Here is a 16,707-nt window from a genome sequence, read left to right as displayed (position 1 = left end):
AGCCCGCCGTCGTCGGACCCCTTAGACCTCTTCTACGGAGCTGGGCTCTGCACGAGACAGATCGATGCCCAGTTCTTCCGCAGCCGTGAAGACTGCGTCATCAGAGTCACGCATTTCAATTGTGGTTCCGTCCGTGGAAAGAACTTCCACGTTCAGGCACAGCGACTGCATTTCCTTGATCAAGACCTTGAAGGACTCGGGAACGCCCGGCTCGGGGATGTTCTCGCCCTTGACGATGGCTTCGTAGACCTTCACGCGGCCATGGATGTCATCAGACTTGATGGTGAGGAGTTCCTGGAGCGTGTAGGCGGCGCCGTAAGCTTCGAGCGCCCACACTTCCATTTCACCGAAGCGCTGGCCACCGAACTGTGCCTTACCACCCAGCGGCTGCTGCGTGATCATGGAGTACGGGCCGGTGGAGCGCGCGTGGATCTTGTCGTCCACCAGGTGGTGGAGCTTCAGGATGTACATGTAGCCGACCGAGATCGGATCCGGGAACGGCTCGCCGGAGCGGCCGTCGAACAGGCGGGTCTTGCCGGAGGAGTTGATCAGGCGATCGCCGTCGCGGGTCACATTGGTGGAGTCCAGCAGGCCCGTGATTTCCTCTTCGCGGGCACCATCGAACACCGGCGTCGCAACAGTGGTCTGGCCACTTTCGCGCGGCAGGTTCGGCAGCTGCTTGACCCACTCGGGCTCGCCTTCGATCTTCCAGCCGGTCTTGGCAACCCAGCCGAGGTGCGTTTCGAGCACCTGGCCCACGTTCATGCGGCCCGGGACACCCAGCGGGTTCAGGACGATATCAACGGGGGTGCCGTCGGCAAGGAAGGGCATGTCCTCAACGGGGAGGATCTTGGAGATAACACCCTTGTTGCCGTGGCGGCCGGCGAGCTTGTCGCCGTCGGTGATCTTGCGCTTGGCAGCGACGTAGACGCGGACCAGCTGGTTCACGCCCGGGGGAAGCTCGTCGTCGTTGTCGCGGTCGAAGACGCGCACGCCGATGACGGTGCCGGACTCGCCGTGGGGAACCTTCAGGGAGGTGTCGCGGACTTCGCGGGACTTCTCACCGAAGATGGCGCGCAGCAGGCGCTCTTCCGGGGTCAGCTCGGTTTCACCCTTCGGGGTGACCTTTCCGACCAGGATGTCCCCTGCTTCAACCTCGGCACCGATGTGGATGATGCCGCGCTCGTCCAGGCCTGCCAGGACTTCCTCGGACACGTTGGGGATGTCACGGGTGATTTCCTCGGCACCAAGCTTGGTGTCGCGGGCATCGATCTCGTGCTCCTCGATGTGGATGGAGGAAAGAACGTCCTCGGCAACAATGCGCTGCGAGAGGATGATGGCGTCCTCGAAGTTGTGGCCTTCCCATGACATGAATGCCACGAGCAGGTTCTTGCCGAGGGCGAGCTCGCCCTGGTCCGTTGCCGGGCCGTCGGCGATGATGCCGCCAACTTCCAGGCGCTGGCCTTCGTTCACCAGCACACGGTGGTTGTAGCAGTTGCCCTGGTTGGAGCGGGCGAACTTGTTGATGCGGTAGTTGGTCTCCGTGCCGTCGTCGTTGAGCATGATGACGAGCTCAGCGGAAACCTCGGTGACCACACCGGCCTTCTTGGCGATGACAACGTCACCGGCGTCGACGGCTGCGGCGCGCTCCATGCCGGTGCCCACGAAGGGGGCCTCGGAACGGACCAGCGGCACGGCCTGGCGCTGCATGTTGGCACCCATGAGTGCGCGGTTTGCGTCGTCGTGCTCCAGGAACGGGATCAGGGCGGTAGCCACGGACACCATCTGGCGCGGGGAAACGTCCATGAACTCGACGTCCTCGGCGGGAACGAGGACGGGCTCGCCTCCACCACCGCGGGCACGGACCAGGACGGTCTCTTCGGCGAACTTCTTGTTCTCGTCCAGCGGCGCGTTGGCCTGGGCGATCAGGACCTCAGCCTCGTCGTCGGCCGTCAGGTACTGGACGTCGTCGGAAACGACGCCGTTCTTGACCAGGCGGTACGGCGTCTCAATGAAGCCGAACGGGTTGATGCGTCCGTAGGATGCCAGCGAACCGATCAGGCCAATGTTCGGGCCTTCAGGGGTTTCGATGGGGCACATACGTCCGTAGTGGGACGGGTGCACGTCACGCACTTCCATGCCGGCGCGGTCACGGGACAGACCACCCGGGCCAAGGGCCGACAGGCGGCGCTTGTGGGTCAAACCCGAGAGCGGGTTGTTCTGGTCCATGAACTGGGACAGCTGGGAGGTTCCGAAGAACTCCTTGATGGCTGCAACCACGGGGCGGATGTTGATCAGGGTCTGCGGCGTGATGGCCTCGACGTCCTGGGTGGTCATACGCTCGCGGACAACGCGCTCCATGCGGGACAGGCCGGTGCGGACCTGGTTCTCGATGAGCTCGCCGACGGCGCGGATGCGGCGGTTGCCGAAGTGGTCGATGTCGTCGATTTCGACGCGCAGGTCCACTTCCTGGCCATCGCGGGTGCCCTTGATGGTCTTCTCGCCGGCGTGCAGCGCAACGAGGAACTTGATCATGGCAACGATGTCTTCAACGTGCAGGACCGAGGCTTCCTTGTCGCCAAGGGAGCGGTCGATGCCAAGCTTGCGGTTGATCTTGTAGCGGCCAACCTTGGCCAGATCGTAGCGCTTGGAGTTGAAGTACAGGTTGTCCAGCAGGGACTGGGCAGCCTCGACGGTGGGCGGCTCGCCCGGTCGCAGCTTCCGGTAGATGTCCAGCAACGCGTCTTCGCGGGTCTCGGTGGCGTCCTTCTCCAGCGTTGCGCGCATGGAGTCGTACTGGCCGAACTCTTCGAGGATCTGGCCTTCGGTCCAGCCGAGGGCCTTCAGCAGGACCGTGACGGACTGCTTGCGCTTGCGGTCGAGGCGGACGCCGACTTGGTCGCGCTTGTCGATTTCGAGCTCGAACCAGGCGCCGCGGGACGGGATGATCTTCGCGGTGAAGATGTCCTTGTCGCTGGTCTTGTCGGCGGCACGCTCAAAGTAGGCGCCCGGGGAACGGACCAGCTGGGAGACGACGACACGCTCCGTGCCGTTGACCACGAAGGTGCCCTTCTCGGTCATCAGCGGGAAGTCGCCCATGAACACGGTCTGCTGCTTGATTTCGCCCGTGTTGTTGTTCATGAACTCGGCCTTGACGTACAGCGGAGCGGAGTACGTAGCGTCCCGGTCCTTGCACTCGGCCATGGTGTACTTGGGGTCAGCGAACTCCGGATCCGAGAAGCTCAGGGACATGGTGCCCTGGAAGTCCTCGATCGGGGAGATCTCTTCGAAGATGTCCGACAGGCCGGACGTGGTGGCGACGCTGAGATCGTTTTCTTCGACAGCCTTCGCTACGCGTGCCTGCCAGCGTTCGTTACCGACCAGCCAGTCAAAGCTGTCCGTCTGCAGGGCAAGCAGATTCGGAACGTCAAGAGGTTCGTGAATCTTTGCGAATGAGAGCCGGCGAGTGGCACCATCAGTGCTGTCGGCAGTGTTAGCGGTTTCGTTATTAGAGGTGCTCGAGGCGACCAAGAGGGATCCTTCCACAGACCTTCAGGCGTTTTCAGATCTCCCCCGCTGTGCACCCTGCGGAATGCTCCGCAGTGCTACCATCCGGTTCCGCTATATGACCCGGGGCCCGCGCTGACCATGCTGTGACGTGGTTGACGGCACGTTGATTGTCAGCTGCCAGGCAAAGCCCACCGCTATATGAAGGCTGAAGGTAAACAGGGAAGACGCAAATATCTACGATACGGCAAAATAACCTACATGTCTACCCCATGTCCGGCCGGAATGCAAGCACCGGTTTTCGCGCCTCTTCGGGACTACAGCCGCAGCGTGACCCCGGCGTCCGTGCAGGTCCCGGCGTTGGCAAAGACGGCGTCCCGGACAGCGTCTTCTGACTCCTGCGCCGGCCCACTGCCGGATCCGGCGGCACCCGAATGGTCAATGGCCAGCAGGCTCAGTGATGCGAACAGGCCGCGAAGGTCGCCGGACACCGTGCCCTTTGCCTCTTCAGCCTGCAGGTAGATGTCCTCGTAGCCCTCGGAATTGCCGGAAGGAACGGCCGCGTAGCGTTCAAAGAGGGAGTTGAAGAGCTCGCACGCTGCCTTGGTGCCACTGGCAGGGGACGACGACGGCGTCCCGGCGCTGCCGCCGACGGCGCCGCTGGTGCGGGTGGGGCCTGGCTCCGGCTGGGATGGGGGCGCGGAGGCGGCTTCCTGGTCAGGCACGGATACGGAACAGGCTGTGAGCGCTGCGAGGGTGACGGCTGCCGCCGTGGCGAGTAGTTTTTTCACGCTGCTGCTCCAACCATCCCGGGGCAGGGACCCGCGGTTCCCCCTGCAAAAGTGTCCGCGGTCCACCCTACGCACGCCGCCGCCGTCGTGCACGTTCAGGGGATGGGGACCTCTCCCCTGCCTCCCCGCCACCGCGGCCGCTGCACGGGAAGCTGCGGTGCCGGTCACGCCTCAGCGTGCCGGCGGAATGCACATAGCGCGCCAGGCGTTTGAATACTTAGGTGACCAGGGTCACGATAGCCTTGGTGGCACACACCGGAACACGGAATGGAAGAGATAACCATGGGCAACTCCCGTGACAACACTGACGTTGTCATCCTCGCAGCAGCGCGCACCCCGCAGGGCCGGATCAATGGGCAGCTGGCAAGCTTCACCGCCGTGGAATTGGGCTCCCGCGCCATCAAGGCCGCCCTGGACGCGAGCGGCGTGGATGCCGGCGACGTGGAAGCCGTCATCATGGGCCAGGTGCTGCAGGCCGGTGCCGGCCAGAACCCCGCCCGGCAAAGTTCAATTGGAGCCGGCATCGGCTGGGACGTCCCTGCCGTGACAATCAACAAAGTATGCCTGTCAGGACTCACTGCGGTGATCGATGCCGCCCGGATGATCCGCGGCGGCGAGGCGGCAGTGGTGGTGGCCGGCGGCCAGGAATCCATGACCCGGGCCCCGCACCTGCTTCCCGGCTCGCGGCAGGGCTGGACCTACGGTTCAATCCAGGCCCTGGACGCTGCCGCGCACGATGGCCTGACGGACGCTTTCGACGGGCAGTCCATGGGCCTGTCCACCGAGACCCGCAACTTGGCCCTGGGCATTGACCGCACATCGCAGGACAACGTGGCCGCCCAGTCCCACCAGCGGGCAGCGCTGGCCGCCAAGAATGGAACGTTCGACGACGAAATCGTCCCGGTCAGCATCAAGCAGCGCAAGGGCGATCCACTCGTGGTCTCCGTTGACGAGGGCGTCCGCCCCAACACCTCCGTGGATTCGCTCGCCGGGCTGCGCGCAGCTTTCGTGACGGACGGGACCATCACCGCAGGGAACTCCTCTCCCCTCTCGGACGGGGCCGCAGCCCTGGTGCTGGCCTCCCGCGGCTATGCCGAGGAACACGGCCTGGAATATCTGGCCGTCGTCGGAAAACCCGGGCAGGTTGCCGGACCGGACAACTCGTTGCACTCACAGCCGTCCAGTGCCATCCAGAATGCCTTGGGACGGGCAGGCTGGACCACAGCTGACCTGGACTTTATTGAGATTAACGAAGCCTTCGGATCCGTGGCCGTTCAGTCGCTCAAGGACCTGGACTACCCGCTTGAGAAGTGCAACATCCACGGCGGCGCCATTGCGCTGGGCCACCCCATCGGCGCCTCGGGCGCACGGCTGGCCGTCCATGCTGCGCATGAGCTGAAGCGCCGCGGAACGGGTAAGGCCGCCGTGTCCCTGTGCGGCGGCGGCGGGCAGGGCGAAGCGCTCCTGCTCTACCGCGACTGATGGCGGGCCCGGTTTTGAGCGGGGCGGACGGCGCCGGACACGGACGGTTCCTGGCCGACGCCTCCGCCCGCGGGCTGGCGGTGGACATCGTGGAACGGCCGGCCGCCAGGAGCCTCGAAGAGGCGGCCGGCATTCTGGGCATCAGCCCTGCGGACATCGTCAAGTCGCTGGTGGTCAAGCACAAGGATGGTACTTTCCTGTTTGCGCTGATCCCCGGCGACCGCCAGATCTCGTGGCCCAAACTGCGAACCCTGGTGGGTGTCAACAAGCTGTCGCTGCCGCCCGCGGACATGGCCCTGGAGGCGACTGGGTATGAGCGCGGCACCATTACGCCGCTGGGCAGCACCACCAGCTGGCCGGTCTACGCGGACGCCACCATCACCGGGCGCCGGATCTCGATGGGCGCGGGCGCCCACGGCTACAGCGCCTTCGTGGACGCGGATGCCCTGACCGCTGCCCTGGACGCTGTTGTAGCGGATATTTCCGATCCCGCTTTAAAGCAGGAAGCCCCGCTTTAAAGCAGGAAGCCCCGCCCACAAACGTGGACGGGGCTTCCTGAGGAAAAAGCGCGTTACTACTTGAGGGTAACGGTTGCGCCTGCAGCCTCGAGCTGCTCCTTGGCCTTCTCGGCAGCTTCCTTGGTTGCACCTTCGAGGACAGCCTTGGGAGCGCTGTCAACGAGGTCCTTGGCTTCCTTGAGGCCCAGGGAAGTGATGGCGCGAACTTCCTTGATCACTGCGATCTTCTTGTCGCCGGCAGCTTCGAGGACGACGTCGAAGTCAGTCTTCTCTTCAACCTCTTCAGCAGCAGCGCCGGCGGGGCCAGCAACAGCAACAGCAGCAGCGGTAACTTCGAAGGTCTCTTCGAAGAGCTTGACGAACTCGGAGAGCTCGATGATGGTCAGTTCCTTGAAAGCTTCAATGAGCTCTTCGTTGGTGAGCTTCGCCATGGTAGGCGTCCTTCCTGTTGTGGCGTTCAGCGGCACGCGGCCGTGCTTCACACCGGAGTCTGGTCTAAAAGAGAGTTAGTTCTCTTCGGTGGCTGCGGCTTCGGCCGGAGCTTCGGTCTCTGCTGCTTCTGCGGCGGGAGCTTCTTCAGCGGCGGGCGCCTCGGCAGCTGCCGGTGCACCGTTCTCTTCTTCAAGCTTGAGGCGCAGAGCGTCAATGATGCGTGCAGCGGCGGCGGCAGGGGCCTTGAGGACGCCTGCAACCTTGGCGAGCTGCAGCTCGCGGGACTCGAGAGCTGCCAGTGCGGCAACCTCGCTGGCGTTCAGTGCCTTGCCCTCGAAGTAACCGGTCTTGATGACCAGCTGCTTGTTGGTCTTGGCAAAATCCGTCAGGCTCTTGGCAGCGGCAACTGCGTCACCCTTGATGAACGCGATTGCAGTGGGGCCGGAGAGCTGGTCGTTGAATGCTTCAACGCCGGCTTCCTTGGCTGCAATGGCGGTCAGGGTGTTCTTGACGACCGCGAACTTGGTGTCCTGGCCGAGAGAAACACGCAGCTGCTTGAGCTGTGCAACGGTGAGCCCACGGTATTCGGTCAGGACAGCGGCGTTCGATTCCTTGAAATCGTTAGTGATCTCAGCTACTGCTGAAACCTTGGTAGGCGTTGCCATAACCCTCCTTCCGGGGATAGTGCCGGTATTCGACGGTCCCCGCTCGGATGAGCTAAAACTAAAAACGCCCCGCGCAGATGCACGGGGCTTGGCTCAACACAGGTATCCCGTGGAGCTTTGCTTCGTTCACCTGCGCCGGCCGCCCTGCGTTGAGGGTCCTTCGTCCGGAAACCCGCTTCATTCCCCCGCGCAGAACTGCAGATTTGAGCCATGCTCAGGGGAGTGGATTTCCAACAACCGACGGTCTTTGGTCATCCCAGTCTAAGGGAGGTCCCGCCGCTCCGCCAAATCGGCAGTCAGCTGTTGCTGGTGCCAAGGTGCGGAAGCTCCTTCTGCCAGATTCCCGTCACGCCCGCGGTCCGGAATCCCAATTGCTGGTTGACGGTCAGGAGGTAACGGTTTTCCGGCGCGTTCCAGGTGTAGATGACCCGGGCATCAGGAAACTGCTCCGTCAGCCGTTCCATGTTCGCCACCTTGATCAGGAGCCCGAGTTTGTTCCCGCGGTGCTCCTGCAGGACGAGGGTATCGTCCTGGAAAACCACGTCGGCGCGGTGGGCCAGCACAGTGATGGTGGTCAGGCCCACCAGCGCCCCGGTGGCGAGATGCTCGACGGCGGTGACCACCGTCCGCCGGCCCTGCGCAATGGCAACGTCTTCGGCCTCCCGGAGGATGGCGCCGTCGAACACCATGTCCTGCTCCACCGGCACGTGCAGCGAGGGGTCGACGTCGGCCCCGGCCTGGTTTTCGAGGACGGCAACGGCCTCCAGCCAGCGGTCAGGGCACCGGTCCGTCCAATGGTGCAGCCGGTACCGGCCATTGTTGGCGTCCTCCGCTTCGGCCTGCAGGTCCGCTACCAGCTTCGAGTCCAGCGGCAGCAGGCACGAACTGAACTGCTCAATGTGCTGCAGGGTGTAGCCGGTTCGTTGGGCGAACTCCACCTCGCGGCTCTCCAACGGCACGAACCCCTGCCCCGATCCGGGGACCAGCTGGGCACGTTCGAATTCGTGCAGGGACGCCCCCGGATGGTTGGTGTCCACCAGGATCATGCTGCGGCCTTCATTGCGGGCCAGCTGCTCGGCGGCCTGGAGCAGCCTCCTCCCGACGCCCTGGCGCTGGAACTCGGGCAGGATGTCCAGGGTGAACTCCGCCAGGTCCAGGTTGTCCGTGAGGGGAAGGGCAATGTCAACGGTGCCCACGATCTCCCCGTCCACCTTGGCGACGAGGATCAACTGCCGCTCATAGGGATCCGCGAACTCAAGGAGCTTTTCCAGGGGGCCGTAGGCGAGGTCGTCGCTGCCCCAGGTCTGCATGCGGACTTTGCGTCCCACTTCGACGGCGGCCAGGAAGTCCGCAGCGTCCGGCGCCTCGAGTGAATCAGGGATCCAGAGCTGCTCGATCTTCACGTCTTTTGCCATAGGCGCATCATCCCAGCCGTTTCTGCCACTCACCTTCATAACCAGCCGGCCTGAATCCAAGGGCAATATTTATGGCCAGCATATGTTGGTTTTCACTGGCGTTCCACGTCAACACAGAACGCGCCGCCGGCCATCTGCCCTGGGCGCGCCGTAGATTTGCCACCTTGATGAGCATGCCCAGGCGGCGGCCGCGGTGTTTTGCCGTGACCAGGGTGTCCTGCTGGGCGATGGATGCCGGCACACCGGGCCGCCAGTTGAGGACCGTGTAGGCAACCAGCTCCCCCGTGGCGCTGTGCAGTGCGGCAGTCACCGCGGAGTGGACGCCGCCGCGGGCCATCGTTTGCTCCTCCTCCCGGACCCTGGCTGCATCCCAGTCCTCGCCCTCCCAATCCATCCCGGCGATGGGAACGTCCGTGCTCATCCGTGCTTTGAGAAGCGCGTAGGCCTGCACCAGGTCTTCGGGGCAGGTGTCGTCCCAGCCCGTGATGCTGTAGCCGCCTGCTCGTGCTGCTGCGTCTGCCTCCAGCCGGTCCAGCAGCTCAGGCGCGACGGGAAGGTCGAGCCGGCTGGACCGTTCCACCTGTTCCAGCTCGTAGCCGGAAGCGGCGGCGAAGGCCACTGCAGGTTCGGTGACCGGCAGGCCCCCGGCACCGGACTTGGCGGGGAGCAGGGGGTTCCCGTCCGCCGCGGCCAGCGGAACCTCGTGGTACCCGTAGAGGGAGGTCCGGCCCCGTGTCCTGGCAATCGACTCTGCGTGTAAAAGCAGCGTCCTGCCCACCCCCCGGCGCCGGTGGGCGGGCGCGATCAGGACATCGACACCGGCGGTATGGGTGTTCTCGCGGAGCGGCAGTTCCACGGAGCACATACCAACGGTCTCCCCGTTCAGCCTCGCCAGGAAGAGCTGCCGCTCCTCGTATTCACTGCCCCGCCAGAACTCGGCAGTTTCCTGGAGGGTGGGACAACGGTCCAGGTTGCCCCACAGTGCAAGCTCGTGCCCCACCCGCAGGGCGTGGCATTCCCTGAGATCCGCTGTGGGCCCTGCAGAAGTGGCATTGGTGCCGGGTTCCGGCATCACCTTAACAGCAGAGATAACGGGAGCAGCGGGGGCCCCTGGGAAAGTATCCGACTCTGGGTCAGCCATTCCTACAGCTTAGGCAAAAGGTGCCGGCGCCGGCATAGTTCCGCAGCTTAAGACAAAACCGCCCGGCACGGGTGCCGGGCGGTTTTGTTGCGGCGGACAGGTTCCGCTGCAGGAGTTTCAGACGAGGATTTAGGCCTCGGTCAGAACCTTGGTGACGTTCGGGTCGACGGAGATGCCGGGACCAAAGGTGGTGGCAACCGTGGCCTTCTGGATGTAGCGGCCCTTGGAAGCGGACGGCTTCAGGCGAAGCACCTCTTCCAGTGCTGCTGCGTAGTTCTCGGCCAGCTTGACGGCGTCGAAGGAGACCTTGCCGATGATGAAGTGCAGGTTGGAGTGCTTGTCGACGCGGAAGTCGATCTTTCCACCCTTGATGTCGTTGACGGCCTTGGTGACGTCGGGGGTCACGGTGCCCGTCTTCGGGTTCGGCATCAGGTTACGCGGGCCCAGGACCTTACCGAGGCGGCCAACCTTGCCCATGAGGTCAGGGGTGGCGACGGCGGCGTCGAAGTCGGTCCAGCCGGCTGCGATCTTTTCGATCAGGTCGTCGGAACCAACGAAGTCGGCGCCGGCTGCGATTGCTGCCTCAGCCTTGTCGCCGGTAGCGAAGACCAGGACGCGGGAAACCTTACCGGTGCCGTGGGGCAGGTTGACGGTGCCGCGGACCATCTGGTCAGCCTTGCGGGGGTCGACGCCGAGGCGGAATGCAACCTCAACGGTGGCGTCGAACTTGGACGGGTTGGTGTCCTTGGCGAGGGTCACTGCCTCGAACGGCGCGTAGAACTTCTCCGCGTCGATCTTGGCGGCTGCTGCCTCATATGCTTTGCTGCGCTTTGCCATGCTGCTTATTTCTCCTTGTGCAGTTGTGGTCTGCGGACCGCGCTGGGCCCTGCCACAGTTGGGCGGGCTCGTTATCCGTGCCCGTTTCCCAACATTTCAGTTTTGGTGGTGCCGGTGTCCCGGCGGTGCCGCCCGTCGTCGTGCCCGTATTCCCGGGCACAACACCAAAGCGGCGGAAGCGGCTAGCCTTCGACGGTGATGCCCATGGAGCGGGCGGTGCCGGCGATGATCTTCGCTGCGCCTTCGAGGCTCGTGGCGTTGAGGTCTTCCATCTTGGTGGAGGCGATCTCGTTGACCTGGGCCTGGGTCAGCTTGGCAACCTTGACGGTGTGCGGGGTTGCTGAACCCTTGGCGACGCCTGCAGCCTTCTTGATGAGCTCTGCAGCCGGCGGGGTCTTGGTGATGAACGTGAAGGAACGGTCCTCGTAGACCGTGATTTCCACGGGGATGACGTTTCCGCGCTGGGCTTCCGTCGCAGCGTTGTACGCCTTGCAGAATTCCATGATGTTGACACCGTGCTGGCCAAGCGCAGGACCGATCGGCGGGGCCGGGTTAGCGGCACCTGCCTGGATCTGCAGCTTGATGAGGCCGGTGACCTTCTTCTTGGGAGCCAATGTAGGGTCCTTCTCTCAATAACGTCCTGGGGCACAGGAGCGTGCCTCAGGTTTATGGCCGCCATGGCAAGGCGGCCGGCCGTTCCGGTACTGCTAAGCGGGCAGCCCCGGGACGAATTCTTGGGTGGTGCTAGATCTTGGTGACCTGGTTGAACGCCAGGGTAACCGGCGTTTCGCGCTCGAAGATGGACACGAGCACCACGAGGGTCTGGGATTCGACCTTGATCTCGGAGATGGTGGCGGGAAGGGTCTCGAACGGGCCTTCCTTGACGATGACGGACTCGCCAACCTCGAAGTCAACGTCCACGGGGGCCTGGTTCTGCTTGTTGACCGGCTTGCCCTTCTCGGCCTGCTCTTCCTCGAAGACGGGAGCAAGCATGGAGAAGACCTCGTCCAGGCGAAGCGGCACTGGGTTGTGGGCGTTGCCCACGAAGCCTGTGACACCCGGGGTGTGGCGGACGGCGCCCCACGAAGCGTCCGTCAGGTCCATGCGGACCAGCACATAGCCGGGGATGCGGACGCGGTTGATGACCTTGCGCTGAGCGTTCTTGATCTCAACGACTTCTTCCATGGGCACCTGGATTTCGAAGATGTAATCTTCCATGTCCAGGGTCTGGATGCGGGTTTCCAGGTTAGCCTTCACGCGGTTTTCGTAACCGGCGTAGGAGTGGATGACGTACCAGTCACCTTCCTGGCGGCGCAGCTTGGCCTTGAACTCCTCGGCGGGGTCAACGTCTGCTTTGGCGGCAGCAGCGGCGAGGGCGTCATCGGACTCCTCTTCGGAGCCGGCGTCTGCCTCGGCGTCAAAGTCGGAACCGGCGTCCTCGGATTCGGGCGCGGAGGAATCAAACTCAGACTCGTCACCGGCTTCTGCCGTGACGTCCGCGGACTCTTCCAGCTCAGTCTCGGTTACCTCGAGCTCCTGCTCAGACACTTGGTCTCCTGCTTCCTCATTGCCTAACATGCCTATTTAAATGGCTCAATTCCGCACACCGGCGTTCCGTCCGGGAATCCCGGAGGAACACGCGGCCTGCGGACCGTGCAGCGTTAGCTGTCCGTGGTGCCGGTCCCGCCGAAGACCCAGCCGACGGCGGTTCCAAAACCGATGTCCAGCAGGCTGACGATGACCATCATGATGCCCACGAACACCAGCACCACGAGCGTGTAGTTGATCAGTTCCTTGCGGGTGGGTGCAACAACCTTCTTCAGTTCGCCGATGATCTGGCGGACGAAGAGTGCAATGCGGGCGAAGAAGTTTGCCTTGGCGTCCTTCTTAGCTGGGCGGCCCTTGGAGCTGCTGGCAGCTGTTTCGGTCACCTGGTCCTCGCTCATCTTTGCAATGGTGGATTACCCGGCCCTGAACAGAACCATGGTTGCTGCGCTTGCCCCGGATTTTCGCCCGGGGCGCTTGCGCAGGGCAGACAGGACTCGAACCTGCAACCTGCGGTTTTGGAGACCGCTGCGCTACCAATTGCGCCACTACCCTATGGAGTGAATTCCACTCTCTGACAACGAGCCGCCAGTTTGAACTGGGGCGCACGTCATCATCCGTGTTTCAACACCGGTGAACCAGTCTACGCAACAACTTCGCGTTCGTCGAACCGGCCCATTTCCGGCCCTCACCCGATGGCCTGCCTGACATTTGACCGGGAAACAGTCACAAATCAAAACCGGCAACCCGGAGGGTCCGGTGAACAGCATAGAGTAGAACTCGTCGAATCCCACATTCCAGCCCCCAGGCTGCAAGCGAAGAACGGACCTGCCATGTCTGCCGCCCGCGTTTCCCAGCGCATTTCCGCAATTGCCGAATCCGCAACCCTCGCCGTTGACGCCAAGGCGAAGGCGCTGAAGGCAGCGGGCCGGCCGGTTATTGGGTTTGGTGCGGGCGAGCCGGACTTCCCCACGCCGGACTACATCGTTCAGGCGGCCATCGAAGCTGCCGGCCAGCCGAAGTACCACCGCTACTCCCCTGCCGGCGGATTGCCGGAACTGAAGAAGGCCATCGCCGAGAAGACGCTGCGCGACTCCGGCTATGCAGTGGAGGCCTCCCAGGTCCTGGTGACCAACGGCGGCAAGCAGGCTGTGTACAACACTTTCGCCACCCTGGTTGATCCGGGCGATGAGGTTATTGTCCCCACCCCGTTCTGGACCACCTACCCGGAGGCCATCCGCCTGGCCGGCGGTGTGCCCGTGGAGGTCTTTGCGGGCCCTGAGCAGGACTACCTGGTAACTGTGGAACAGCTCGAAGCAGCCGTTACGGACAGGACGAAGATCCTGTTGTTCGTGTCGCCATCCAACCCCACCGGCTCTGTCTACTCGCCGGAGCAGGTGGCGGAGATCGGCAAGTGGGCAGCGTCCAAGGGCCTCTGGGTGGTCACGGACGAGATCTACGAGCACCTGACATACGACGGCGTTCCCTTCACTTCGATCGCCACCGCGGCGCCGGAACTGGGCGACAAAGTGGTCATCCTGAACGGTGTTGCCAAGACCTATGCCATGACCGGCTGGCGCGTGGGCTGGATGATCGGTCCGGCCGACGTCATCAAGGCCGCCACCAACCTCCAGTCCCATGCCACGTCCAACGTCTCCAACATCATGCAGATCGCGGCCCTCGCCGCGGTCTCCGGCCCGCTGACCGCTGTTGATGAGATGAAGGTGGCATTCGACCGCCGCCGCAAGGCGATCGTTGCGGGCCTGAACGCGATTGAGGGCGTTGAATGCCCGACGCCGAAGGGCGCCTTTTACGTCTACGCCGACGTCCGCGCGCTGCTGGGCAAGGAGTTCCCCACCGCCTCCGGCACCGCATCGCCGCAGACCTCTGCCGAGCTGGCAGCGCTGATCCTGGACGAGGTTGAGGTGGCCGTGGTTCCGGGTGAGGCCTTTGGCCCGTCCGGCTACCTGCGCCTTTCCTACGCCCTCGGCGACGAGGACCTGGCGACCGGCGTGCAGCGGCTGCAGGACTTTCTGGGCAAGGCCCAGTAGGACGCTCTCTCACCTAACGCAGGAATTCCCCAAACGCTCTCTCACCTAACGCAGGAATTCCCCAAACGCTCTATCACTCCCTTCACGGAGGGTGAGAGAGCGTTTGGCGTTGAGGCGCATCAGGTGAGAGAGCGTTTGGCGTTATGGCCCATCAGGTGAGAGAGCGTTTGGGGTTAAGGCGCATCAGGTGAGAGAGCGTTTGGGGCACCGGGTCAGAGGAGGCGGCGCTCAGCGGCCCACTTGGTCAGCTCGTGGCGGCTGGAGAGCTGCAGCTTCCGCAGCACCGCTGATACATGCGTTTCCACCGTCTTGATGCTAATGAACAGCTCCTTGGCCACTTCCTTGTAGCTGTAGCCGCGGGCGATGAGGCGCATGACCTCGAGTTCCCGCGCGGACAGCCTGTCCAGTTCGTCGTCGGCGATGTCCGCGGGCGCGGTGCCGAAAGCGTCGAGGACAAAGCCTGCAAGCCGCGGCGAGAAGACGGCGTCCCCGCCGGCAACCCGGTACACGGCGTCGGTAATTTCCGTCCCCGAGATGGTCTTGGTGACGTAGCCGCGTGCTCCCGCCCGGATGACCGCCACGACGTCCTCGGCCGCGTCCGAGACGCTGAGGGCCAGGAACTTGGTGGCGGGCAGCAGGGCCGCGGAACCGGCGATGACCTCACGGCCCCCGCCGCCCAGGCCGCCGGGCAGGTGGACGTCCAGAAGCACCACGTCCGGGCGTTGCTGCGCAATGACGGCGATGGCCTGTTCCACCGTCGCCGCCTCGCCCACCACGTGGATACTGGGGTCCAGGTCCGCTTTCAGGCCCGAGCGGAAGATCGCGTGGTCGTCGACAATGACCACCCTGGCGGACCTGGCGGCCGGTTCCGAACCCTGTCCCTGCGTTGTGTTCATGGTTTGCCTTCCGTGCTGTCCTGCGGGGCGGCGGGGAAGCCCAGCCGCACCTCCGTGCCCTCGCCGCTGCTGCTGATTGCCGCCGTGCCGCCGTGGCGGTTCATGCGGCCGATGATGGATTCCCTGACCCCGAGCCTGTCCTCCGGCACATGCTGCAGGTCGAACCCGGGGCCGCGGTCCTTGATGAAGACCTCCGCACGGCCGCCGGATGCCTCCAGGTAGACCGAGACGGTCCCGCCACCGTGGCGGGAGGCGTTGAGCATGGCCTCCCGGCTGGCCTGGATCAGCGCTTCATGGCCCTCCGTGACGGCAGTGTCCCCCACACAGACCACCTCGACGGCGTTGCCCAGCAGGTCCTCCACCTCGGCCGCCACGGCCTTGATCCGGTCCGACAGTTGCCCGGCGTCCTTGCCGGGATCCGCGAAAAGCCAGCCCCGTAGCTCACGTTCCTGGGCGCGGGCCAGCCGGATGACGTCGTGCTCGCTGGCCGCCCGCCGCTGGATCAGGGCCAGCGTCTGGAGCACCGAGTCGTGCAGGTGGGCAGCGATCTCGGCCCGCTCGGTTTCCCGGATCCTGCCGGCCCGCTCCGCCTCCAGGTCGCGCCAGAACTTCAGCGCCCACGGCAGCAGGACCAGCACTACTCCACCAAGGACAGCCACCGAGGCCAGCAGCGCCAACCAGGTCTGTTCCCAGGAACCGGAGCCGGACACCATCACCAGGACGCCGGCCACCACCAGCGCCAGTCCCGCCGCAAGCCGGGCCCAGCCCCCTGCCTGGTCCGCCTTGGTTTTGTCCACGAGCCCGGCCCGCCGGGTCTCGTCCAGCTGCATCCACGCAATGGAGGCGCCGCCCAGCACGGCCGCTGCGGGTATCAGTGTCCCCAGGGGCACGTCCACGCCCAGCAGTTGGGCAATCAGGATGCCTGCCACCAGCAGCAGCCCGGCCCCAAGCAGGATCTCCTTGCCGTAGCGCATCTCCCGGAACCGGAACCAGGGTGGCCGCACCGTCTGTGACCCAGGCGCTGCGGCGTCTCCCGGGGCGGGGTATCCAAGGCCGCGTGGCGAGGCAGTATCCGTCCGAAGGCCGCCATCGGGCGTGCTGGGCGGAGCGATCTCCCCGCCTGCCGGCGCCACTGTCCAGGGCACGGCGGCCGGCACAGTCTCACGGCTGACAGCCGGTGCAATGGGCGACGACGGCCGGCGCGCCTGGCGACGGGCGCTTTCGTCAGCCGTGGGGACCATGATCCACAACCAGGCATAGAAGACGACGCCGGCCCCGCCGGCCAGTGAGGCAAGGGCCATTGCCACCCGCACGTGGACCACGGGCACGCCCAGGTGGGCGGCGAGGCCGGAACACACGCCTGCGATGAAGCGGTCGCTGCTGCGGACCAGCGGGACGCGTGTGGGGACGGTTGTCATGGATCAATC

The 16,707-nt window shown here is 64.5% G+C and carries 15 protein-coding genes and 1 tRNA gene; 3 read left to right on the top strand and 13 right to left on the bottom strand.

All coding sequences use genetic code 11. The features are described 5' to 3' along the window. Nucleotides 1-21: 21 nt before the first annotated feature. Nucleotides 22-3,531 (bottom strand): DNA-directed RNA polymerase subunit beta, encoded by a 3,510-nt coding sequence (rpoB, locus tag IEX43_RS06585; protein WP_188809607.1) that lies wholly within the window; start codon nt 3,529-3,531, stop codon nt 22-24. 293 nt (nt 3,532-3,824) lie between these two features. Continuing rightward, entirely contained in the window at nt 3,825-4,298 is a 474-nt protein-coding gene (locus IEX43_RS06580; RefSeq protein WP_188809606.1) for a hypothetical protein, read from the bottom strand. 282 nt (nt 4,299-4,580) lie between these two features. On the opposite strand from IEX43_RS06580, the gene IEX43_RS06575 reads away from it, so the two are divergent. Next, a complete protein-coding gene (locus IEX43_RS06575) occupies nt 4,581-5,780 on the top strand; it encodes an acetyl-CoA C-acetyltransferase (protein WP_188809754.1) in 1,200 nt (399 codons plus the stop codon). Further along, on the top strand, nt 5,780-6,298 hold the full coding sequence (locus IEX43_RS06570; protein ID WP_188809605.1) for an aminoacyl-tRNA deacylase: 519 nt from the start codon (nt 5,780-5,782) through the stop codon (nt 6,296-6,298). Before IEX43_RS06575 ends, IEX43_RS06570 begins: the two co-directional genes overlap by 1 nt. Nucleotides 6,299-6,354: 56 nt before the next feature. Here the strand turns inward: IEX43_RS06570 and rplL are convergent, their stop codons facing one another. The 9 genes from rplL to IEX43_RS06525 all read right to left on the bottom strand — a co-directional run bounded on the left by rplL (nt 6,355) and on the right by IEX43_RS06525 (nt 12,888). Then, nucleotides 6,355-6,729, bottom strand: a complete 375-nt coding sequence (gene rplL, locus IEX43_RS06565; protein WP_066277893.1) for a 50S ribosomal protein L7/L12 — start codon at nt 6,727-6,729, stop codon at nt 6,355-6,357. A gap of 75 nt (nt 6,730-6,804) precedes the next feature. Beyond that, complete coding sequence (gene rplJ, locus IEX43_RS06560) at nt 6,805-7,395, bottom strand: 50S ribosomal protein L10 (protein ID WP_188809604.1); 591 nt, start codon at nt 7,393-7,395, stop codon at nt 6,805-6,807. 296 nt (nt 7,396-7,691) lie between these two features. Continuing rightward, nucleotides 7,692-8,810 (bottom strand): GNAT family N-acetyltransferase, encoded by a 1,119-nt coding sequence (locus IEX43_RS06555; RefSeq protein WP_188809603.1) that lies wholly within the window; start codon nt 8,808-8,810, stop codon nt 7,692-7,694. 7 nt (nt 8,811-8,817) lie between these two features. After that, nucleotides 8,818-9,951, bottom strand: a complete 1,134-nt coding sequence (locus IEX43_RS06550; protein WP_229666343.1) for a GNAT family N-acetyltransferase — start codon at nt 9,949-9,951, stop codon at nt 8,818-8,820. Nucleotides 9,952-10,080: 129 nt separating this feature from the next. After that, entirely contained in the window at nt 10,081-10,788 is a 708-nt protein-coding gene (gene rplA / locus IEX43_RS06545; RefSeq protein ID WP_066277900.1) for a 50S ribosomal protein L1, read from the bottom strand. Nucleotides 10,789-10,970: 182 nt separating this feature from the next. Continuing rightward, complete coding sequence (gene rplK / locus IEX43_RS06540; protein ID WP_003803853.1) at nt 10,971-11,402, bottom strand: 50S ribosomal protein L11; 432 nt, start codon at nt 11,400-11,402, stop codon at nt 10,971-10,973. A gap of 130 nt (nt 11,403-11,532) precedes the next feature. Then, a complete protein-coding gene (gene nusG, locus IEX43_RS06535) occupies nt 11,533-12,336 on the bottom strand; it encodes a transcription termination/antitermination protein NusG (RefSeq protein WP_188809602.1) in 804 nt (267 codons plus the stop codon). 113 nt (nt 12,337-12,449) lie between these two features. After that, nucleotides 12,450-12,734, bottom strand: a complete 285-nt coding sequence (gene secE, locus IEX43_RS06530) for a preprotein translocase subunit SecE (protein WP_104184345.1) — start codon at nt 12,732-12,734, stop codon at nt 12,450-12,452. 81 nt (nt 12,735-12,815) lie between these two features. After that, a tRNA-Trp gene (locus tag IEX43_RS06525) sits at nt 12,816-12,888 on the bottom strand. 278 nt (nt 12,889-13,166) lie between these two features. On the opposite strand from IEX43_RS06525, the gene IEX43_RS06520 reads away from it, so the two are divergent. Continuing rightward, entirely contained in the window at nt 13,167-14,384 is a 1,218-nt protein-coding gene (locus IEX43_RS06520) for a pyridoxal phosphate-dependent aminotransferase (RefSeq protein WP_188809601.1), read from the top strand. Between the two features lie 212 nt (nt 14,385-14,596). Here the strand turns inward: IEX43_RS06520 and IEX43_RS06515 are convergent, their stop codons facing one another. After that, nucleotides 14,597-15,280, bottom strand: coding sequence for a LuxR C-terminal-related transcriptional regulator (locus IEX43_RS06515; RefSeq protein ID WP_188809600.1), 684 nt, complete (start codon nt 15,278-15,280; stop codon nt 14,597-14,599). Then, nucleotides 15,277-16,698 carry an ATP-binding protein gene (locus tag IEX43_RS06510; RefSeq protein WP_188809599.1) on the bottom strand — a complete coding sequence of 474 codons (1,422 nt, stop codon included), beginning with the start codon at nt 16,696-16,698 and terminating at the stop codon, nt 15,277-15,279. Before IEX43_RS06510 ends, IEX43_RS06515 begins: the two co-directional genes overlap by 4 nt. Nucleotides 16,699-16,707 lie beyond the last annotated feature (9 nt).

The organism is Pseudarthrobacter polychromogenes (genome assembly GCF_014644495.1).
GTDB lineage: Bacteria > Actinomycetota > Actinomycetes > Actinomycetales > Micrococcaceae > Arthrobacter > Arthrobacter polychromogenes.
The sequence above is the reverse complement of the archived record's forward strand: the minus strand, read 5'-3'. Positions and strand labels throughout refer to the sequence as shown.